Origin of the sequence: Streptomyces sp. Ag109_O5-1, assembly GCF_003814875.1 — a bacterium.
Taxonomy (GTDB): Bacteria; Actinomycetota; Actinomycetes; order Streptomycetales; family Streptomycetaceae; genus Streptomyces; species Streptomyces sasae.
The window spans coordinates 9545709-9564766 of the sequence record NZ_RKQF01000001.1 but is presented as its reverse complement, the minus strand read 5'-3'; the positions used below and the strand labels follow the sequence as shown (position 1 = coordinate 9564766).

18 protein-coding genes and 1 pseudogene are annotated in these 19058 nt (G+C 70.2%); 4 read left to right on the top strand and 15 right to left on the bottom strand.

Annotated elements, in window-relative coordinates; all coding sequences use genetic code 11:
* Positions 1 to 159 precede the first annotated feature (159 nt).
* Positions 160 to 600, bottom strand: a complete 441-nt coding sequence (locus tag EDD90_RS43620) for an Lrp/AsnC family transcriptional regulator (protein WP_004002750.1) — start codon at positions 598 to 600, stop codon at positions 160 to 162.
* A 266-nt stretch (positions 601 to 866) separates the two neighbouring features.
* Between EDD90_RS43620 and EDD90_RS43615 the strand changes: the two genes are divergently transcribed.
* The gene (locus EDD90_RS43615; RefSeq protein ID WP_123978594.1) at positions 867 to 1325 is read left to right on the top strand and encodes a hypothetical protein; all 459 of its coding nucleotides are present in this window, start codon (positions 867 to 869) and stop codon (positions 1323 to 1325) included.
* Between the two features lies 1 nt (position 1326).
* Here EDD90_RS43615 and EDD90_RS43610 read toward each other — a convergent pair whose 3' ends face one another.
* The 3 genes from EDD90_RS43610 to EDD90_RS43595 all read right to left on the bottom strand — a co-directional run bounded on the left by EDD90_RS43610 (position 1327) and on the right by EDD90_RS43595 (position 5067).
* Complete coding sequence (locus tag EDD90_RS43610) at positions 1327 to 2430, bottom strand: phosphotransferase family protein (RefSeq protein ID WP_123978593.1); 1104 nt, start codon at positions 2428 to 2430, stop codon at positions 1327 to 1329.
* An 11-nt stretch (positions 2431 to 2441) separates the two neighbouring features.
* Positions 2442 to 3539: a hypothetical protein gene (locus EDD90_RS43605; protein ID WP_123978592.1), complete on the bottom strand. Its 1098-nt coding sequence runs from the start codon at positions 3537 to 3539 to the stop codon at positions 2442 to 2444.
* Between the two features lie 355 nt (positions 3540 to 3894).
* A complete protein-coding gene (locus tag EDD90_RS43595; RefSeq protein ID WP_123978590.1) occupies positions 3895 to 5067 on the bottom strand; it encodes an acyl-CoA dehydrogenase family protein in 1173 nt (390 codons plus the stop codon).
* A gap of 403 nt (positions 5068 to 5470) precedes the next feature.
* Here EDD90_RS43595 and EDD90_RS43590 point away from each other — a divergent pair.
* Positions 5471 to 5723: pseudogene (locus tag EDD90_RS43590) on the top strand (chitinase); the annotation flags it as partial.
* Between the two features lie 63 nt (positions 5724 to 5786).
* Here the strand turns inward: EDD90_RS43590 and EDD90_RS43585 are convergent.
* From EDD90_RS43585 to EDD90_RS43565, 5 genes are all read right to left on the bottom strand, one after another.
* Positions 5787 to 6446, bottom strand: coding sequence for a TetR/AcrR family transcriptional regulator (locus tag EDD90_RS43585; protein ID WP_123978589.1), 660 nt, complete (start codon positions 6444 to 6446; stop codon positions 5787 to 5789).
* Between the two features lie 65 nt (positions 6447 to 6511).
* On the bottom strand, positions 6512 to 6652 hold the full coding sequence (locus EDD90_RS43580) for an SCO1431 family membrane protein (protein WP_123978588.1): 141 nt from the start codon (positions 6650 to 6652) through the stop codon (positions 6512 to 6514).
* 95 nt (positions 6653 to 6747) lie between these two features.
* Positions 6748 to 8130 (bottom strand): peptidase C39 family protein, encoded by a 1383-nt coding sequence (locus EDD90_RS43575; protein WP_123978587.1) that lies wholly within the window; start codon positions 8128 to 8130, stop codon positions 6748 to 6750.
* Positions 8131 to 8315: 185 nt separating this feature from the next.
* The gene (locus EDD90_RS43570; RefSeq protein ID WP_185149662.1) at positions 8316 to 9770 is read right to left on the bottom strand and encodes an amino acid permease; all 1455 of its coding nucleotides are present in this window, start codon (positions 9768 to 9770) and stop codon (positions 8316 to 8318) included.
* Positions 9771 to 9857: 87 nt separating this feature from the next.
* The gene (locus EDD90_RS43565; RefSeq protein ID WP_123978585.1) at positions 9858 to 10808 is read right to left on the bottom strand and encodes a hypothetical protein; all 951 of its coding nucleotides are present in this window, start codon (positions 10806 to 10808) and stop codon (positions 9858 to 9860) included.
* Positions 10809 to 11053: 245 nt separating this feature from the next.
* Here EDD90_RS43565 and EDD90_RS43560 point away from each other — a divergent pair, with 245 nt between their 5' ends.
* Both EDD90_RS43560 and EDD90_RS43555 read left to right on the top strand, forming a co-directional pair.
* Positions 11054 to 11683, top strand: coding sequence for a uridine kinase (locus tag EDD90_RS43560; protein WP_398928743.1), 630 nt, complete (start codon positions 11054 to 11056; stop codon positions 11681 to 11683).
* A 430-nt stretch (positions 11684 to 12113) separates the two neighbouring features.
* Positions 12114 to 13976: an AAA family ATPase gene (locus tag EDD90_RS43555; protein ID WP_123978583.1), complete on the top strand. Its 1863-nt coding sequence runs from the start codon at positions 12114 to 12116 to the stop codon at positions 13974 to 13976.
* A gap of 253 nt (positions 13977 to 14229) precedes the next feature.
* Here EDD90_RS43555 and EDD90_RS43550 read toward each other — a convergent pair whose 3' ends face one another.
* From EDD90_RS43550 to ribH, 6 genes are all read right to left on the bottom strand, one after another.
* Positions 14230 to 15315, bottom strand: a complete 1086-nt coding sequence (locus EDD90_RS43550) for a hemolysin family protein (RefSeq protein ID WP_123978582.1) — start codon at positions 15313 to 15315, stop codon at positions 14230 to 14232.
* The gene (locus EDD90_RS43545) at positions 15312 to 16640 is read right to left on the bottom strand and encodes a hemolysin family protein (RefSeq protein ID WP_123978581.1); all 1329 of its coding nucleotides are present in this window, start codon (positions 16638 to 16640) and stop codon (positions 15312 to 15314) included. Before EDD90_RS43545 ends, EDD90_RS43550 begins: the two co-directional genes overlap by 4 nt.
* Positions 16641 to 16896: 256 nt before the next feature.
* Positions 16897 to 17352 carry a PH domain-containing protein gene (locus EDD90_RS43540; RefSeq protein WP_123978580.1) on the bottom strand — a complete coding sequence of 152 codons (456 nt, stop codon included), beginning with the start codon at positions 17350 to 17352 and terminating at the stop codon, positions 16897 to 16899.
* Between the two features lie 14 nt (positions 17353 to 17366).
* Positions 17367 to 18215, bottom strand: coding sequence for an ATP phosphoribosyltransferase (gene hisG, locus EDD90_RS43535; RefSeq protein WP_123978579.1), 849 nt, complete (start codon positions 18213 to 18215; stop codon positions 17367 to 17369).
* A 47-nt stretch (positions 18216 to 18262) separates the two neighbouring features.
* Complete coding sequence (locus EDD90_RS43530) at positions 18263 to 18535, bottom strand: phosphoribosyl-ATP diphosphatase (protein ID WP_030946750.1); 273 nt, start codon at positions 18533 to 18535, stop codon at positions 18263 to 18265.
* A gap of 34 nt (positions 18536 to 18569) precedes the next feature.
* Entirely contained in the window at positions 18570 to 19055 is a 486-nt protein-coding gene (ribH, locus tag EDD90_RS43525; RefSeq protein ID WP_123978578.1) for a 6,7-dimethyl-8-ribityllumazine synthase, read from the bottom strand.
* Between the last annotated feature and the right edge of the window lie 3 nt (positions 19056 to 19058).

Genomic DNA, 19058 nt, shown 5'->3' with positions numbered 1-19058 from the left:
GACAGTCTCGCCCCTGACACCGATCACTCCGAACGAGGGGCGCCCCCAACGCGCTCCGAAAGGGGCGCTGGCGAACCCCCGGCCGAAGGCTGGGGGAGGAACTGCGCGACCAGCCACGACTCACCCGCACCCGACACACGACCGTAAGACCACCGGCGCTCAAATCCGCGGCGGCCGTGCCTCATAAGGCGTCGACAACACCACCGTCGTCCGCGTGGACACCCCCGCCAGGCTGCGCAGCCGCGCCAGCAGTTCCTCCAGTTCGTGCGGGGTCGCCACCCGCACCTTGAGGATGTAGTTCTCGTCTCCGGCCACGCTGTGGCACGCCTCGATCTCGGGGACGCCCGCCAGACGGTCCGCGATGTCGTCGGGGGCGCTGGGGTCGAACGGTTTCACCGAGATGAACGCCGTCATGGGCAGCCCGACGGCCTCCGGGTCCACGACCGCGGCATAGCCGCGGATCACGCCGCGCTGTTCCAGCCGGCGCACCCGCTGGTGCACGGCCGACGTGGAAAGACCCGTGGCCTTGCCCAGGTCTGTGTAGCTCATCCGCCCGTCCTTGACGAGCAGCTGCACAATTTGACGGTCCAGCTCCTCCATGGCGCAAAAACTACATTGCGCCTGATCTCCTGGGATACCTCAGCGGTGCAGGTCATGGCCGGTTCGTGATGTGACAGGGAGCAGGCTGTGCGCCGCCTGAGGGACAAATCCACCGCACCGGGCACCTGCGTTCGGCATGTGACGAACGACACAGCCCCTGAACGGGCTCCGTGATGGTCTCGTGATTACCCCGCAGACCGGACGGGAAGTGCTTGCTGTGGTCGAGGCCGCAGCGCCTTACGGCCCAGCCCGAGGGGGAGTTACCCATGCAGAGTCTCAAGCGCCCTGGTCGTACCACGTCCAAGCGCCCGCAGTTGGTCGTCGAGCCCGAGCCGGAGGGCGTCGAACCCGACCTCTTCGACGCCGATGAACTGGACGACTACGACACCTTCGAGATGTACCGGGTGATCTGCCCGGACTGCGCGCAGTCCATCGCGCTGCTGGCGGACGAGGAGTTCCTGCCGGAGCACGCGCTGTGCGCCTCGCCGTGGAACCCGTTCGGTCTCACGGTCTGTGCCGGTACGGGCCGCACGGCCGCCGACATCCGCTCCACGGACGAGTCGGCCGAGCCGCAGGAGCAGGAGACCGCCCTCCTGCTCGTCCTCCCGCAGAGTCTGAACTGGCGCACGCAGCCTTTCTCGCACGTCGGCGGCCCGGGCTCGCGCCCGATGCGCGTACCGGCGATGCGCCGCGGCGGCTACGCCGTCGACCGCCAGGCCGCCTGAGTCACCGCACCGCGTCCCAGTAGCTGCCCTGCACCATGGCGCGCAGACTGCCGTGGTGCAGGATCAGTGTGTCCGGATCCGCCGGGACGGCGACCTCTTTGAAGTACACCTGCCGATAGGCGATGCGCAGCATGACGATCGCGTGCCGCAGGGCGGCGTACAGGGTGTAGAAGTCCATGTCGCGCGGGGTGTGGCCGGTCAGCCGGGCGTAGCGGGCCTCGACGTGGTCGCGGCGCAGGAAGCCCGGCAGCCCGCGCTGTCCGGAGGCGGCCGTGAGGTCCTGGAAGAAGCGGTGCAGATAGACGGTCCAGCCGAGATCCACCTCGCGCGGGGCCGGTGCCGCCATCTCCCAGTCGAGGACGGCGACGGGGTCGAAGCCGTCGTAGACGACGTTGCCGATGCGCGCGTCGCCCCAGTTGAGGACGGGTGTGCCGGTCTCGCTCGGCCACCACTGCGCCAGTCTGTCGAACGCGGCCTCGATCAGGGGTGAGCGGGCGAGTCCGTCCACCACCCAGTCGTAGTAAGCGCGTTGGGACTCGACGTGCCGGTGCAGGGCGTCGCCCTCCCCAGGGAGGACCAGGAACTCCGCTTTCTTCGCGGGGACTTGGTCGTGCAGCCGGGCCAACAGGCCGACGGACGCGGCTTCGAGGCGATCACGTTCGGCGTCGGTCGCCGCGTGCAGCCAATTCCCCGCGTAGGTATAGGGCATGACATCGGGCGGGACGCGCCCCTCGACCCGTGCCATGACGAAGAAGGGCGCGCCGAGCGGTCCCGGATCCTCCTCCAGCCACAGCACGCGGGGTACGGGCAGGTCGGTGTGTTCGGCGACCAGTCGCATGGTGCGGTACTGGCGGGTCATGTCGTACGACGGGAAGACCGTGTACGCCGAAGAGTCCGCCGCGAGTCTCAACGCGCAGGCCCGCAAGGGTGGTTCGGGGTGCTCGATGTCGAACAGCAGGGTCTCGCTGGACAGGCCGTTGGAGACGGGGACGGTGACGCCGACCGCCTTGGCGCCGGGGAGCCGGGTGTCCAGCCAGGCCGTCAGCCGGCGCGTGAGGTCCTCCGGGTCGCGGGTGGTGGTGCGCGGGCGCGGTTTTGCCGTCATCGTGGCCTCCCTCAGGGCGCCACCGAGTCGAAGCCGGTGAAGCCGCTCGGATCGTGTCTGCCGAACGAGCCGTGCTCGAAGATGCCGTACCCGACCCGGCCGTCCAGGCGGAAGCGGGCGGAGTGGTCGGTGACGCCGTAGGCCGCACGGGGGTGGGGTGCGGTCAGGTCGTAGGTACGGCGGTCCACCCAGGCGCGGCCCTGCCAGGTGCCGTGCTGCCAGTCGTCCGCCGGTGGGTAGCCGGCGCCGACCGCGAGCGGTGAGGAGGCGAGGATCTCCGCCTCCAGCTCCTGGGGTTTGCGCGGGTCGCCGAGGTGGATGACGGCGCGTTCGGGGTGTCGGGTGCCGGAGCGGTAGGTGATCTCGGTATGGGGCCAGCCGAGTTGGCGGTCGCGGTGGCCGGGGCGGACCACGGTGGCGTCGTTGAGGGTGCGGTGGCCGTCGGCGTCCTCCTGGGTGATGACCATCAGGAAGCGGTCCTCGAAGCGGACCGGGGACCAGATCCAGTGGAAGCCCTCGGCCGGGTGCTCCGCGGCGAGCCGGCCGCCCTCCTCACCCGGGATCGGGCGGACGCCCCAGCTGCGGTCCCGGGTGCCGGTCCAGCCGGCCGGGTCGACGCGGAACTCCTCGTCTCCGGCCCGGATGACCCCGGACACTCCCCCGGCCTGTACGAACCTGCGGCCCTCCAACGTCAGCCGGCCACCCCGGCGCTGCAGGTGGTGCGGCTCCCACAGGGCCGGGAAGTCCGCGGTCCAGGTGAGGTCGTAGGAGATCGAGTCGTCGCAGGTCAGACGGAAGCGGCGGAGCGGTTCCCCGACCTCGATGCGCAGCGGGCCGACCGCCAGCCGCATCCGGTCGTCGCCGAGGGCGTCCGAGGCCCGTACGGCGTGCAGGGTGTCCCCGGTGCGCAGGGTGGCATAGGCGTCGATCACGCCGACGTTGGGGTAGACGCCGAGGCCGAGGATGAGCAGGGCGCGGCCGCGGTGGTCCAGGACGTGGAAGATGCAGCGGTCGTAGGCGTTCCGGTCCCCGGTGGCGACGTGCTTCATGGAGAGCGGGACCTGGTGCACGGGGTACTCGTCGAGCGGTACGGGACGGTCGTCGGCCACGGCATGCCTCCCCGGGAGGCTGGAGACGGTCCGGCTGACGGTACGTCAGAAAGCGGGGACTGGCCAGATGCGGGGGCGGACGCCCACGAACTCACTCGCGATTCCGGTGATCGGTGACCGAGGCGGCCGCCGCCGCGTTGGCCGGGCATGACGACCACGTACTCGACCATCGGCCGTCAGCGCCGCGTCTTCGTGTCCCCGCCGGCAGAATCGGTTCCGCCGCCGCCCACGCCGCAGGATCCGCCCATCTACAGCGACCTCATGCGCACCTGGGCCGACCGGGGCCGCACCCTGCCGGGCCGCCACGACCCGGAGTGGATCAGGCTGGCGGCCCCGACGGTCGCACGCGGGCAGTTCAGCGACTTTCAGGCCCCGCCACATGACGGGCGATGACCATCCGCTGGATCTGGTTGGTGCCCTCGACGATCTGCAGGACCTTGGCCTCGCGCATGAAGCGCTCGACCGGGAAGTCCGCGGTGTAGCCGTAGCCGCCGAGTATCTGGACGGCGTCGGTGGTCACCTTCATCGCGGTGTCGGTGCAGTGCAGCTTGGCCATGGCGGCCTGCTTGGCGAACGGCCGGCCCGCGTCCCGGAGCCTCGCCGCCGCGAGATAGAGGGCGCGGCCGGCCTCGATCTGGGTGGCCATGTCGGCGATCATGAAGCGCAGGCCCTGGAAGTCGGAGATGGGGTGCCCGAACTGGCGCCGGCCGGTGGCGTAGGCGACGGCCTCGTCCAGGGCCGCCTGGGCCAGGCCGATCGCACAGGCCGCGATGCCGAGCCGGCCGGAGTCCAGCGCGGAGAGGGCGATGGCGAAGCCCTGCCCTTCCTCGCCGAGCCGGCGGTCGTCCAAGACCCGGACGTCGTCGAAGTGGACCTGGGCGGTGGGCGAGCCCTTCATGCCCATCTTCTTCTCGGGCATCGCGCCACTGAGGCCCTCGGCGTCGCCGGGGACCAGGAAGGCGGTGATCCCGTGCGAGCCCTCCCCGCCGGTACGGGCCATCACCGTGTAGAAGTCGGCGATGCCGCCGTGCGTGATCCAGGCCTTGGTGCCGTTGATCACCCAGGAGTCGCCGTCCCGGACGGCCCTGGTCCGCAGCGAGGCGGCATCGGAACCGGAGGCAGGCTCCGAGAGGCAGTAGGCGCCGAGCAGGCCGCCGCCGAGTATCGCGGGCAGGTACTCGACCTGCTGCTCCTTGGTGCCGTAGGCGGCGAGCGCGTAACCGGCGAGGGTGTGCACGCTGACGCCGAGGCCGACGGTCAGACGGGCCGTGGCCAGTTCCTCCAGCACCTGGAGGTAGACCTCGTAGGGCTGGTCGCCGCCGCCGTACTCGGAGTCGTAGGGCAGGCCGAGCAGGCCTGACTCCGAGAGCAGGGTGAAGACCTCGCGCGGGAAGCGTCCGGCGTCCTCCTCCTCAGCCGCCTTCGGCGCGATCTCACGGTGGGCGATCTCCCGGACCAGCGAGAGCAGGTCCCTCGCCTCTTCCGTGGGCAGTTGACGCTCCACCGGCTGCGGGTCGCGGTCGGACATGGCGTCGGTCTCCTCCCTGTCGGGCACCGGCGGTCGCCGCCCACCGGGTAGGGGCGGCTCCGCCTGTCGTTCGGGTGCGGCCGAGGTGCGCATTTCCGGGTCTCGGAAGCTGCTGACCTGCGGCTGCGCAGTGAGTATGCCCGATCAGGGACCTCCCGTCACCAGTTAACGACCGCTTACTTCGCTAATTCCAGGACAACATTCACCAGCCCCGAAATTGGTCCGAACCATTGACCCCACTGGTCTAGTCCTCCTAGTGTTCATGACCAACGCTTTACCGCATTCACGCCAATCGGCGCGCGTTCCCCTCTCCCCCAGGAGGAGACACCCGATGCACACTCCCCACCGCTTGCGGTTCCGGGCGCTGCTGTCCGCGGCCTGTTGCGCCGTCCTCGGCGCCGGACTGCTGGCCGGCATCGGCTTCCACGGCCGCGGCTGGTCCGGCGTCACCCAGGCGGCCCCCGGCGGCACGGCGACCGGCCCGGCGGTGGGGACGTACGAGCAGGGCATCGACGACTACAAGGCGGTCGACCAAGTGCCCGGCGACGATGGCGACCAAGATGACGTACGAGAACCAGCAGGGCCTCGGCGGCACCTTCTTCTGCGAGCTGAGCGGCGACACCACCAACGGTGAGCTGATCAGGGCCATCAACTAGCCCCCGTCACGGGGGACTTGGGGCGGGGTACCACGAGACCCCCGCCCCTTGTGCGGTTCCTCGTCAGGTGTCCCGGCGGGCCGGGGCCGGGGCGGGGTAGGCCGGGTCGATCTCCTCGATGGCACGCAGGGTGCCGCCGAGGGTCTTGACCAGGAGGTCGCGCATGGTGTCGCGGGTGAGTCCGGGGCGGTCGATCCAGTCGAGGGTGGCGCCCTCCACGCTGCACAGCCAGGCGAGCAGGCCCATCCTGGCAAGCGGGGCGACGTCGGTGCGGCCGTACGCGCCCTCGGCGATGGTCGCGACGATCGCCTCGCGCACCCCGTCCCGGATGGCGTGCACCTCGGTGTCGAAGCCGACCCCGCCGCTGACGATGGTGCGGTAGGCGGCCTGGTGGTGCTCGGCGTAGCGCAGGTAGCTGTCGATGGTGCGGTGGACGCGGTCCACCTGAGGCAGCTCCAGGCCGCTCGCCGCGAAGGTGACCAGGTCGGCGACGGAGTCCTGGATGATCGCCAGGTAGTAGCCGCGCTTGGACTGGAAGTAGTAGTAGATCAGCCCTTTGGCGACATGCGCCTGCTTGGCGATGTCGTCCATGGAGAGCGCGTCGTAGGAGGTGTCGGCGAACAACTTCCGCCCGATGGCGATGAGTTCGGCACGACGAGCCACGGAGCGCTCGGTGCCGCGCGCCTGGGGACGGGCGGCGGCACGTTGTTGACTGATATTCAATTCCGACCCTGGTCTCAACGGGCTGTGGGACATCCGCAGTATGTCAGCTCGGGTCGTGGGTCAGGTCACAGCAGCCCGAGTTGGGTCACCAGCATGGCGATGACCACGACAAGGGTCCAGCCCATGATGTGTTCCAGGACCTTCGGGCCGTCTTCTTTCGGGCCGCCGGTACGGGCGCGGGCGGCGGTGGCGGAGTTCGTGGTCATGTCGTCCACCATGCCACCGATTGCGGCTTTTACGGCGGAGAGCTTGGTCACAGATCAGCGGCCCTCGACGTACCGGAGGCCGCTGTCGTGCCTGGTCAGCGCACGCCCACCGCGTCGAGCGCCTTGAGCTGGCTCGGGCTCGGAGCGGCCGGGAAGTACAGGTAGCAGATGCCCCCGGTGCCGGAGACGACCTTGCCGCTGGCGTTGTAGCGCTTGGTGCGCAGCCAGATGTTCTCGAACTCCCGCCGGAGATAGACCCGTCGGACCGCGTCGTCGGCGGCCGAGAACGGGTCGTTGGCGATCACGTCGCCTTCCGCGGTGAAGCCGATCACGGTCATCAGATGCCCCGAGGTGCCGTATCCGGCGCCCGTCAGCTCCGACGACAGGAACGACTGTGATGTTATGGCCGGGATGCCGGCCGCGATCAGGGTCTCCAGGTCGGTCAGGGAGGCCAGTCGCGTCACCACGCCCTGGAGGTCCTTGTAGGTGGCGGCGTAGGCGGCGTTGAACGGCCAGTTGCCGCAGCCCCCGTACTGGTAGTCGTAGGTGTAGCGGGCCGCATGGCAGACCTGGGGGTCGGTGTACGACGGGTCGACCCAGGCAAGCTGCGCGGCGGTGGGCCGGCCGCCCCAGTACTCGACGATCATCTGCGAGGAGGTGGGGCTGCACCAGGCCTCGCCGCCGTTGTCGTACTCGGGGTACTGGCCCTTGTGGATCTCCTGCGAGTAGCGCGGGACCTTGAGTTCCTGGGCCAGGCCCGGGGTGGAGGCGGGGACGGTGAAGCGGTCCGGGATGTCCGAGCCCATGGCGCCCAGCCGCCAGACGGTCGGGGTGAGCTTGGTGCCGGGCTTGCGGTACAGGGTCAGACGCAGCTGGTACGAGGTGAGGCGCAGGCCGGTCGAGGCGTCGCCGATGGCGAAGGTGTCCGTCGAGATGGCGCTTCTGCCGTCGCCCTGGCCGTCGACCGAGGTCCGCTTGATGTCCTGGTCGCCGGCGGCCCAGCGGCCCATCACGTACCAGGGGGTGGCGGTGCCGTCGGAGTAGGTGCCGTGCAGTTCGACCTGGATCCAGGTGCCGGCCGGGGTGTCCGCGTTCCAGGAGGCGACGGCCTCGGTGGCGGGGACGGCGAGCTGGTGCACCGGGCCGGTCCAGGTGCCGTACTCCCAGGTGGCGGTGGTGCCGGTGTGGGGGTCGAGGTAGGAGGTGGTGCCGGCCGGGGTGCCCATCACCACGCCGGGGCGGTCCCCGGCGACGGCTCCCACGCCCTTGGCGGTACCGGTCCGCCAGTCGCTGCAGGTCGTCCAGGAGCGGTAGTCGATCGGGCGGGTCGGGGCCCGGCCGCCGCCCTCCTCAGCTTCGGTCTCGGGCGCCGCGGCCGCGGGCACCGCGGAGACCACTCCCTGGGCCACGGCCGCGGCCGCGACGGAGGCGGCGGCTGCCAGAACGGTTCTGCGGGACGGCTGTTCGGCTCTGCTCATCGGCGGGGGACCCCCAGGGGTACGAGTCGGAGCTGGTCCGTTGCGAGACTGTGCGCCAACTATGGAACAGGCGCCATGCCCCTGCCAGCACTTCCGCCCATGCCACGCCCACCAATATTGGTCTCGTCCGCTGAAAGGGCCCCGGCGCGGTGACCGGGGCCTCCTTCATGCGGGTCCTCGCCGGGTCAGATGAGGTCCATCGCGGCGACCTCGTCGGGACGGCCGTAGCTGACCGGGCCCTGGAAGCGGCGGCGGGCGGTGGCGAACCACCAGACCGTGGCCACGACCAGGACGACGGCCAGGGCGATCGGCGCGTAGTTGAAGGAGTCGACGGTGATCGGCGAGGCCTGCGGCAGCATGAACAGGATGCTGCTGAGCAGGATCCAGGTCACCGCCAGCCAGCCGACCGGCCTGCTCCAGCGGCCCAGGTTCCACGGCCCCGGCTGGAACTCGTCACCGAGGCGCAGCCGCAGGAACACCGGCACGGCGTAGGCGAGGAACAGGCCGACGACGTTGACGCTGACGATCGCGGTGAACGCCGTGTGCGACCACCAGCCCGGCACCACCAGGGCGACCGAGCAGGCCACCGCGAGCCACACCGCCTTGACGGGCGTACGGGTGCGGGGCGAGACCGAGTGCCACAGGCGGGAGCCGGGCATGGCGCCGTCCCGGGAGAAGGCGAAGATCTGCCGGGTGTTGCTGGTGAGATTGGCGAGGCCGCAGAAGAGCATGGCGCCGATGACGACGAGCAGCATCGCCTTGGCCCAGCCCATGCCGAGTCCGTCGATGAGAATCTGCACGGGCGGCGCGGAAGAGCTCGCCACCTTGTCGTAGTCGCCGATGCTGTACACCAGGGCGAGCATCAGGATGAGGCCCGTGATCGCCGAATAGCCGATCGAACGGGTGATCCCTCTGGGGGCGTTCACGGTCGCCTGGACCGTTTCCTCGGACATGTGGAAGCTGCCGTCGAAGCCGGTGAAGGTCCAACTGGTGACCAGCAGGCCGAGCATGCCGCCGTAAAGGCCGTTGGTGAAGCCTGTGTTGTTCACGAAATGCGTCACGAAGGACGCCGACTGATGATGGTCCGGCATCACGATCAGTGTGCTCACGATCACCACGAGTCCGATCAGCAGCCACCACACGGAAATCCGGTTCAGTACGGCGACGAGCTGGACGGTGTAGGTGTTGGCGAGCCCCTGGACCACGATGACCAGGGCCGTGATCAGCACCGTCTGGTGGGTGGTCGGCTCGTACGAGGGCCACTGCAGGGCGATGAAGGCCTGGATGAAGGTGGCGGCCGCGTATCCGGTGGCCGCCGTGCCGCCGATCTGGCCCACGAAGTTCAGCCAGCCCGTGTACCAGGACCAGGCGCCCTTGTGTCGTTTGGCGAGTTTACCGGCGGAGAAATAGAGCGCGCCGCTCGTCGGATAGGCGGAGGCGACTTCCGCCATCGCGGCCCCGATGCACAGCACCAGCAGGCAGACGCCGATCCAGCCGAACACGAGAATGCGGGGGCCGCCCGCATTCATACCGAATCCGAACGCCGAGAAAATTCCGGAGAGGATGTTGATGATGGTGAAGGAGATCGCGAAATTGTCGAATGCCTGGAATCGGCGGGTGAGTTTCCGCGGATATCCCATCGCATGCAGGGTCGCGTCGTCGTCGAGGGGGGCGGAGTCCGCTGTGCGTTCTGACACTTACCGGCCTTTCTCTCTGTGAGGGTCGCTCTATGAGGGGATGGGCAGGCCGCAGGCGCGGCGGGCGCGGGAGAGCTGGTCGGCGGGCTCACCGAAGACACTCCAGGGCATGCGGGAGGCGTACGGCCCCATGGCCGTGAAGACCGCCCGGGCCTCGAACTCGCACTGGGCCATGACCAGCGCGTGCGCGAGGTAGGCCAGGTCGAGTACCGGGGTGAAGCGGTATCCGGCCACCGTGGGCAGCCAGTTGCGGTAGACCGACAACGCGGTGGCGCGCCACTGGGGCTGTTCCCAGACCTGCTCGGCGAGCAGCTGGGTGGGGTTGTGGCTCTCCACCAGGGCGACCAGGGGCAGCAGCCGTAACGCGGAGTCGGCGGGGGCTCGCTGGCCGAGGAAGGCGGCGACGTCCCAGGCGGCGTTGACCGAGCCGCCGTACCGGGTGAAGAAGAAGGAGAGGAAACGGTGGTGCGCCTCGCGGTGCCAGGGATCCAGGGCGAGGACGTGCGCGAACAGCCGCCAGGGGCCGGGCGGTGAGGTCAGCAGGCCGGCGGGGGCGGGATCGTGCGGTCGGTGCAGTCGGGCCATGGCCAGCTTGGCGGCCCAGGGTGTGGGGTCGGCGGGGTCCATGGCGGCGGCCCGGTCGCAGGCGGCGAGGGCGATCCGCTCCAGCGCCTCGGCGCGCTCGTCGCGGGCGTCGGCCGCCCGGATCGCCCGCTGCACGGCCACCCGGGCCCACATCAGCGCGGACTCGCGGCCCGGCTCCTCGGCCAGCCAGCGTTCGACCAGATCGGTGCCGGCCGCCTCGGAGGCCAGGACCAGGGAGCGGTGGGCGCGCAGGGCGAAGTCGGAACGGGTCTCGGCCAGGGCCTCTTGGGCACTTCGATATCTTCCGGCGCGCACGTCCACGCATACGCTCGCGAGCATGCGGTCATCGGCCGCCGGATGCCATACGTAGTGCCCTTCGAATAACTCCGCGGCCATGGTCCCCTGTCCATCCCCGTATGACACCCAGCAGTCATGCAGAAGGCACCCTACTCAGCCGCAGGCACCCCGGGAACGTTCGATGTCGACATATCGGTCAGCCGGTGGGAAATATTAATGGGAACGGTTGGGGACGGCTCAAAAATAGTTCAAGCCGTTACTTCATCGAGGCCGCGGACGCCCGCCATGCGCCGCACTACTAGACTGTTTCCGGAAAACACCCCACACCGCAGCACACCTCGGGAATCGTCATTTACCGACTCGCCTCCGCGCTCAGGGCCCTGCCGCCCTCCTGCGGCCCGGTCCGCCTGGTCGGCGTCGACGGCCACGCCGGCTCCGGAAAGACCACGTTCGCCGGGCAGTTGGCCGCCGCACTGGACGGGGCACCGGTGCTCCACCTCGACGACATCGCCAGCCACGAGGAACTGTTCGGCTGGACCGGCCGGCTGCTGACCCAGGTGATCGAGCCGCTCGGCCGCGGCGAGACCGCGCACTACACGCCTTACGACTGGCACGCCCGCCGCTTCGGACCGCCCCGCCCCCTGCCGCCGGCCGCCCCCGTGATCCTCGTCGAGGGCGTCGGCGCCGGCCGCCGGACACTGCGCCCGTTCCTGGCGCGGCTGCTGTGGATGGAGTTGCCGCACGAGGAGTCCTGGACGCGTGGCCGACTGCGGGACGGCGCGGAACAACGGGACTTCTGGGCCGAATGGGTCAGGGCGGAACACGCACACTTCACCGAGGACCCGTCAAAGCCGTACGCCGACCTTCTGGTGACACAGTCACAGAAGGGGTACGAGGTACTCCCGGGACCCATGACGTCCATTGGACCGGACCAGACGGTCACTCATCGTGATGGACCGTCCGCAGTGTGCTGAACTTGTGAAGACGCGCCTCTGAGAAGTTGCCCGAGTACCTCAACTCGGCTTGACCCAAGGGCCGTACAGGTCTTACGTTCTCAATGTGCGGCCGTTGGAGGCCGCCCCGCAGACGCGAAGCCCCCGGTTGTTCCCCCGTGATCGGGGGCTTCGTTCTGCCCTTTATCCCTTTTGTGTGCGCCGCGTGCACTCCCCCGCTCACCCTCGGTCACCGGGCTGAGTGCGCCCTGTCTGCCCCCACCTCGTCAAACGGCCTGTGCGGCACCCTTCGGCGGGCGGTGGAACCGCAGGTACGATGCCCTCGGTGCGACCTTCGAACGGCTGCTTCGCGCACCTGCAACTCCGGTCCGCGGCACAGCGGTTCGACCAACGGCGGCCATCGGGGGGAGCCCGGGGGCCAACCACGGGGGCACGGTTTGTGGGGGACGTGATGGATTTCGGCACGCAGGGCCCCGAGGCCCCGGCCGACCTCGCCTGGCTGCGAGGCGTGGACGCCTACACGATGGGCGCCTATCCGCAGGCCGAGGAGGAGTTCCGCGCCGCGGTGCGGATGGATCCCGGGATGGCCGACGCCTGGCTCGGGCTGCACGCGCTGCGCGTGGACACGACGACCGCGCTGCTGCGCATGTTCCGGCACCGGGACCGCTTCGGCGAACAACGCGGCCGGCACCGGCGCACGCTCAACTCCTGGTACTGGCTGGGCTGGTGGGTGCAGCCGGTCCTCGAGAGTCCGCGCGACCTGCTGCTTGCCCATGCCTCCCACTGGCTGGACGGCCGGCACGTCCCGGAGCTCGACCGGGCCCTCGCCGGGCTCCCGCCGGTGGACGCCGACCCGCAGGTCCGCTTCCTGCACGCCTGCCGGGCCTATCTGGTCAAGGACTGGGAGCAGCTGGTCCGGCACACCGACCCGCTCATGGACGACCCCATGCTCGGTATCGAGGCGGGACTCTTCGGCGGGATGGCCCGGGTCCGCCTCGAAATGTACGGCCAGGCGGAACCGCACCTCTCCGCCGCACTGATGCGCTGCCGCAGCGAGCAGCCGCAGCGCAAGGAGCTGCGCTACTGGCTGGCGCGGGCCCACGAGGGCACCGGCCGCAGCGCCGCGGCCCTCCCCCTCTACCGGGCCGTGCACCGGGTCGACCCCGCGTTCATGGACACCTCGGCGCGGCTGGCCGCGATAGCCGAGGGCGACGGGTACGACGACGCCGCCGACTTCGCGGCGATCACGCTCACCGGTGCCGGGCAGGACGTGGTGGACGGGCCGGACATGCTCGACCCGCTGTTCGGCATGGAGGGACGCGATCTGCGGCTCGGCGATCCGGAGCCGCCGGCCGGGGCGATGCCGTCGGTGATCGACCCTGCGGTGCGTGAGAAGGCCGTGCCGTCGCCGCCGCTGCCCGCCGGGCCGACCGACCCCGCGTTACTCGAGGAGGCGCTCGCCGAACTCGAGCGCATGGTCGGGCTCGAACCCGTGAAACGGCAGGTCAAGGCGCTGTCCGCGCAGTTGAACATGGCGCGGTTGCGGGCCGGGCAGGGGCTGCCGGTGCAGCCGCCGAAACGCCACTTCGTCTTTTCGGGGCCGTCGGGGACCGGCAAGACCACGGTCGCGCGGATTCTGGGGCGGGTGTTCTACGCGCTGGGGCTGCTGGGCGGGGACCACCTGGTGGAGGCGCAGCGGGCGGACCTGGTCGGCGAGTACCTGGGCCAGACCGCCGTGAAGGCCAACGAACTGATCGACTCCGCGATCGGTGGCGTGCTCTTCGTCGACGAGGCCTACTCGCTCTCCAACTCGGGCTACGGCAAGGGGGACGCGTACGGCGACGAGGCACTGCAGGTGCTGCTCAAGCGGGCCGAGGACAACCGCGACCACCTGGTGGTGATCCTGGCCGGCTACCCGGAGGGCATGGACCGGCTGCTGACCGCCAACCCGGGGCTCTCCTCCCGCTTCACGACCCGCGTCGACTTCCCGTCCTACCGGCCCCTCGAACTGACCTCTATCGGCGAGGTGCTGGCCGCCGAGAACGGTGACACGTGGGACGAGGAGGCGCTGGACGAGCTGCGGTCGATCGCCGGGCATGTGGTCGATCAGGGGTGGATCGACGAGCTGGGCAACGGGCGGTTCCTGCGCACGCTGTACGAGAAGAGCTGCGCGTACCGGGATCTGCGGCTGTCGACGTATCCCGGGGTGCTGTCGAGGGACGACCTGGCGACACTGCGACTGCCGGACCTGATGCAGGCGTACGGGGAGGTGCTGTCGGGACGGGGTCCGCACGATCCGGCGGCGGGTATGTAGGCGGGGGTGCGTGGGGGCTGGCGCAGAGGTAGGGATGCCTACCCGCGCTTGCAGGGTGCCGCCGCGCCCACCCGTGCCGCCCTGGGGGCACCTCCCAGGCCCTTCAGGCACTGGGGGAGGCACGACTGCCCGCGACTGGAAAGAAGCAGCGACTGCAGCGCCCCGAAAGGGGCGCTGGGGGTCCCCCCCGGCCGAAGGCTGGGGGAGGAACTGCGCGACCAGCCCCCACCGGGCCCGCAGCTCCCCCGCGACCTCAGCCGGCCAGGACCTCCTCCGGCTCGCCACTGGACCGCGGCTCCGGAGTCCGCGTCGGCGGCCTCTCCCGGTGTGCCGGGTCCGTGACCTCGCCCACCAGTAGTTCCAGTACGTCCTCCAGCGCGACCAGCCCCAGTACCCGGCCCTTCCCGTCGGCGACCTGTGCCAGGTGCGTCGCCGCCCGCCGCATCACCGTCAGCGCGTCGTCGAGCGGAAGTTCCGCCCGGAGGGTCGTCATCGGGCGCCATATGTGTTGCGGGACCGCCCGGTCCGAGTCCTCCAGGTCCAGGACGTCCTTCACATGCACGTAGCCCATGAACGCCCCGGACTCGGTCGCCACCGGGAAGCGGGAGTAGCCGGTGCGGGCCGTGAGTTCGACGATCTGGCCCGGGGTGACCGACGGCGGGACCGTGATCAGGGACTCGCGGCGCAGCAGGACGTCCGTCACCGGGCGGGAGCCCAGCTCCAGCGCGTCCTCCAGGCGCTCCTGCTCCTCGGGGTCGAGGAGGCCCGCCTGGCCGGAGTCCTCCAGGAGGCGGTTGAGCTGCTCGCTGGTGACGACGGCCTCGACCTCGTCCTTCGGCTCCACCCGGAAGAGCTTGAGGATGCCCTGGGCGCAGGCCCCGAGGGCGACCGTGATCGGCCGGCAGACGCGCGCGAAGGCGACCAGGCCGGGGCTCAGCCACAGCGCGACCTTCTCCGGCGCCGCCATCGCCAGGTTCTTCGGCACCATCTCGCCGATGACCAGGTGGAAGAAGACCACTGCGGCGAGCGCGATCACATAGCCCAGGGGGTGGATCATGCCGTCCGGCAGGTGGACCGCCTCGAACAGCGGCTCCAGCAGGTGCGCCACCGTCGGCTCGGCGACCGCGCCGAGCGTGAGGGAGCAGACCGTGATGCCGAACTGGGCCGCGGCCATCATCTGCGGAAGGCGTTCCAGGCCGTACAGGACCTGGCGGGCCCGGGCCGTGCCGAGGGGTTCGATCTGGCTGCGGCGGACCGAGACGAGGGCGAACTCCGCGCCCACGAAGAAGCCGTTGGCCAGTACCAGCAGGCCGGCGAAGACCAGTTGGAGGAGGCTCATCGGGCGGCCTCCGCGACGGCGGGGGCGGTGCGGACTATGCGGACGCGCTCGGCGCGGTAGTGGCCCACGCGGCGGACGGACAGCCGCCAGCCGGGCAGTTCCGCGCGGTCGCCCGGCGCCGGGATACGGCCGAGCAGGTCGGCGACCAGGCCGGCGACCGTCTCGTACGGGCCCTCGGGCACGTCGAGGCCTATCCGCTGGAGGATGTCGACGCGGACACTGCCGTCGACGTCCCAGGCGGGCTTGCCGTCCTGCGGCGGAGCGGCCGCGAGTTCCGGCGCGTCCGGGCTGTCGTGCTCGTCACGGACCTCGCCGACGAGTTCCTCGACGATGTCCTCCAGGGTGACGACCCCGGCCGTGCCGCCGTACTCGTCGACGACGACCGCGATGGGCTGCTCGGAGCGCAGCCGGGCCAGCAGGGGCTGGACCGGGAGGGTCTCGGGGACGAGGAGGGCCTGGCGGGCGATACGGCCGGCCGGGGTGTGCAGGCGTTCGTGCACGGGGATCGCCAGTGCGTCCTTGAGATGGGCCATGCCGACGATTTCGTCGATCTTCTCCCGGTAGACCGGGAAGCGGGACAGACCGGTGGCCCGGGTGAGGTTGACGACGTCCTCGGCGGTCGCCGAGTCCTGTAGCGCGCTGACCTTCACCCGGGGGGTCATCACGTGCTGTGCGGTCAGCTCGCCCAGGGACAGGGTGCGGACGAACAGGTCGGCCGTGTCCTGTTCCAGCGCGCCGGCCCGGGCGGAGTGCCGGGCCAGTGAGACGAGCTCGCCGGGGGTGCGGGCGGAGGCCAGCTCCTCGGCGGGTTCGACGCCGAGGGCTCGGACGAGCCGGTTGGCGACCGTGTTCAGCGCGGCGATCACCGGGCGGAACAGGCGGGAGAAGCGGGCCTGCGGGCCGGCGACGAAGCGCGCGACCTGGAGGGGCTTGGACACCGCCCAGTTCTTGGGTACGAGTTCGCCGATCACCATCTGGACCGCCGAGGCGACCAGCATGCCCACGACGACCGCGATACCGGAGACCGCGCCCTCGGGGAGGCCGATCGCGGTGAACGGGGCGCGCAGCAGCTCGGCCAGTGCCGGTTCGGCGAGCATGCCGACGACCAGGGAGGTGATGGTGATGCCGAGCTGGGTGCCGGAGAGCTGGAAGGACAGCTCCTTCAGCGACTCGACGACCGTAAGGGCGCGCTTGTCGCCGTCGGCCGCGGCCTTCTCGGCCTCCGGGCGCTCGACGGTCACCAGACCGAACTCGGCGGCCACGAAGAAGCCGTTGGCCAGGATGAGCAGGAACGCGGCTGCCAGGAGCAGCAGGGGGGTGGTCATGATGCCGCCGCCTCCGAACCTTCACGGACTGCGAAAAGGCAGTCCGCGGTATGTCGGGAGGGGGCGGCGCAGGTACTACAGGACGATCCGTCCATCGCCGGAGAGGGTCACTCCTCGGGTAGCAGGAACCCCTGTGCGCGGGGCGCGCGACAGGGGCGAAGGCGGGACGTGAAAAGCCTCCGCCAACAGATTAATCAAGACATGGGCCATTGCGGCAGGGTCGACGGCCCCGAGGCGGCCCCGAAGTTGCGTGATTTCAGCCCTGATGCTGCTCGGGGTCGCGGACCGCGTGGGCCTCGGCGAGGGCGCGCAGGGCCTTGGCGTCGGCGATCGCGTGCTGCTTGGCGATGCCCGGCTGGATGCCGAGGGCGGGCAGACTGGTGCCGTCGCTGAGGTCGAGGAACACCCACGGGTCACCCGGGCGGAGGTTCACCCGCAGGATCTCCGCCCACTCCAGCCGCCGCTTGCCGGCGATGTTCACGACCGTGACCCCGGACTCGTCGGCGACCACCTTGACCCGGGCCAGCTGGGCCAGTGCCCAGAAGATCAGCCCGCCGGTGACGATGAAGCTGAGCTTCTCCCCCGGGCCGAGCTGTTCGAGGAGCAGCGCGACCCCGGAGATGGTGACGAATATCGCGAGACCCGCGGTGAGCAGTATCACGCGGGTGTGGCCCGGCCGGAAGGTGACGGGCAACACGGGAAGCTCGGACATCTCTCGCGGGCCCCTCAGAGGCGGCAGGCGTGGATGGCCGTGGTCAGGATGGCGCGGGCGCCGAGGTCGTACAGGTCGTCCATGATGCCCTGGGCGTCCTTGGTGGGGACCATGGCGCGGACGGCGACCCAGCCCTCGTTGTGCAGCGGGGAGACGGTCGGCGACTCCAGGCCCGGGGTGAGGGCGACGGCCTTCTCCAGCTGCTCGACGCGGCAGTCGTAGTCCATCATCACGTAGGTCCGGGCGACCAGGACGCCCTGGAGGCGGCGCAGGAACTGCTGGACCTTGGGCTCCTCGATGTCCGCGCCGGTGCGGCGGATCACGATGGCCTCGGACTTCATGATCGGCTCGCCGAAGACCTCCAGGCCCGCGTTGCGCAGGCTGGTGCCGGTCTCGACGACGTCGGCGATGACCTCGGCGACGCCCAGCTCGATGGCGGTCTCCACGGCGCCGTCCAGGTGGACGACGGAGGCGTCCACCCCGCTGTCGGCGAGGTGCTTGGCGACGATCCCCTCGTAGGAGGTGGCGACCGTCCTGCCCTTGAGGTCCGCCAGGCCGTCCGCCGCGCCGGGCTTGGAGGCGAAGCGGAAGGTGGAGCGGGCGAAGCCGAGCGGCAGGATCTCCTCGGCGTTGGCGCCGGAGTCCACGAGCAGGTCACGGCCGGTGATGCCGATGTCGAGGCGGCCGGAGGAGACGTAGATCGCGATGTCGCGGGGGCGGAGGTAGAAGAACTCGACGTCGTTGACCGGGTCGACGATGCGGAGTTCCTTGGACTCCCGCCGCTGCCGGTAGCCGGCCTCATGCAGCATGTCCGCCGCAGGGCCTGAGAGGGAACCCTTGTTGGGGACGGCGATGCGCAGCATGAGGTCGGCTTCCTTCGCTTTGAAAGAGGGATGTCTGAAACGGGGTTTTACAGGTGGGCGTAGACGTCGTCCAGCGAGATGCCGCGGGCGACCATCATCACCTGGACGTGGTAGAGCAGCTGCGAGATCTCCTCGGCGGCCGCTTCCTTGCCCTCGTACTCGGCGGCCATCCAGACCTCGGCGGCCTCTTCGACGACCTTCTTGCCGATGGCATGGACGCCCTTGCCGACCAGTTCTGCGGTGCGGGAAGTCGCGGGGTCGCCGTGGGCGGCCTTGTGCTGGAGCTCGGTGAAGAGCTCCTCGAAAGTCTTGTTGGACATGGTGAGCGCCAGACTACGCCAATTGCCGCGTCGCTCAGTGCCAGGGTTCAGATACTGAGCGGAGGGTGGCCGCCATCGACACCGCCGCCGTCACCGCCTCGTGGCCCTTGTCCTCGTTGGAGCCCTCAAGGCCCGCCCGGTCCAGGGCCTGCTCCTCGTTGTCGCAGGTGAGCACGCCGAAGCCGACGGGGACGCCGGTCTCGACGGAGACCTGGGTGAGGCCCTGGGTGACGCCCTGGCACACGTACTCGAAGTGCGGGGTACCGCCGCGGATGACGACACCGAGGGCGACCACCGCGTCGTAACCGCGTCCGGCGAGGACCTTGGCGGCGACCGAGAGCTCCCAGGTGCCGGGGACCCGGAGCAGGGTCGGCTCGTCGATGCCGAGGTCGCGCAGGGCGCGCAGGGCGCCGTCCACCAGTCCGTCCATCACCTTCTCGTGCCACTGGGCCGCGATGACGGCGACCCGCAGGTCGCTGACATTGCGTACGGACAACTCCGGTGCACCCTTGCCGCTCACGTC

Bases quoted from the DNA above. Each gene is read 5' to 3' on its own strand.
- EDD90_RS43620 (WP_004002750.1), bottom strand. From the start codon at position 600: ATGGAGGAGCTGGACCGTCAAATTGTGCAGCTGCTCGTCAAGGACGGG.
- EDD90_RS43615 (WP_123978594.1), top strand. From the start codon at position 867: ATGCAGAGTCTCAAGCGCCCTGGTCGTACCACGTCCAAGCGCCCGCAG.
- EDD90_RS43610 (WP_123978593.1), bottom strand. From the start codon at position 2,430: ATGACGGCAAAACCGCGCCCGCGCACCACCACCCGCGACCCGGAGGAC.
- EDD90_RS43595 (WP_123978590.1), bottom strand. From the start codon at position 5,067: ATGTCCGACCGCGACCCGCAGCCGGTGGAGCGTCAACTGCCCACGGAA.
- EDD90_RS43580 (WP_123978588.1), bottom strand. From the start codon at position 6,652: ATGACCACGAACTCCGCCACCGCCGCCCGCGCCCGTACCGGCGGCCCG.
- EDD90_RS43575 (WP_123978587.1), bottom strand. From the start codon at position 8,130: ATGAGCAGAGCCGAACAGCCGTCCCGCAGAACCGTTCTGGCAGCCGCC.
- EDD90_RS43570 (WP_185149662.1), bottom strand. From the start codon at position 9,770: ATGGGATATCCGCGGAAACTCACCCGCCGATTCCAGGCATTCGACAAT.
- EDD90_RS43565 (WP_123978585.1), bottom strand. From the start codon at position 10,808: ATGGCCGCGGAGTTATTCGAAGGGCACTACGTATGGCATCCGGCGGCC.
- EDD90_RS43555 (WP_123978583.1), top strand. From the start codon at position 12,114: ATGGATTTCGGCACGCAGGGCCCCGAGGCCCCGGCCGACCTCGCCTGG.
- EDD90_RS43550 (WP_123978582.1), bottom strand. From the start codon at position 15,315: ATGAGCCTCCTCCAACTGGTCTTCGCCGGCCTGCTGGTACTGGCCAAC.
- EDD90_RS43545 (WP_123978581.1), bottom strand. From the start codon at position 16,640: ATGACCACCCCCCTGCTGCTCCTGGCAGCCGCGTTCCTGCTCATCCTG.
- EDD90_RS43540 (WP_123978580.1), bottom strand. From the start codon at position 17,352: ATGTCCGAGCTTCCCGTGTTGCCCGTCACCTTCCGGCCGGGCCACACC.
- hisG (WP_123978579.1), bottom strand. From the start codon at position 18,215: ATGCTGCGCATCGCCGTCCCCAACAAGGGTTCCCTCTCAGGCCCTGCG.
- EDD90_RS43530 (WP_030946750.1), bottom strand. From the start codon at position 18,535: ATGTCCAACAAGACTTTCGAGGAGCTCTTCACCGAGCTCCAGCACAAG.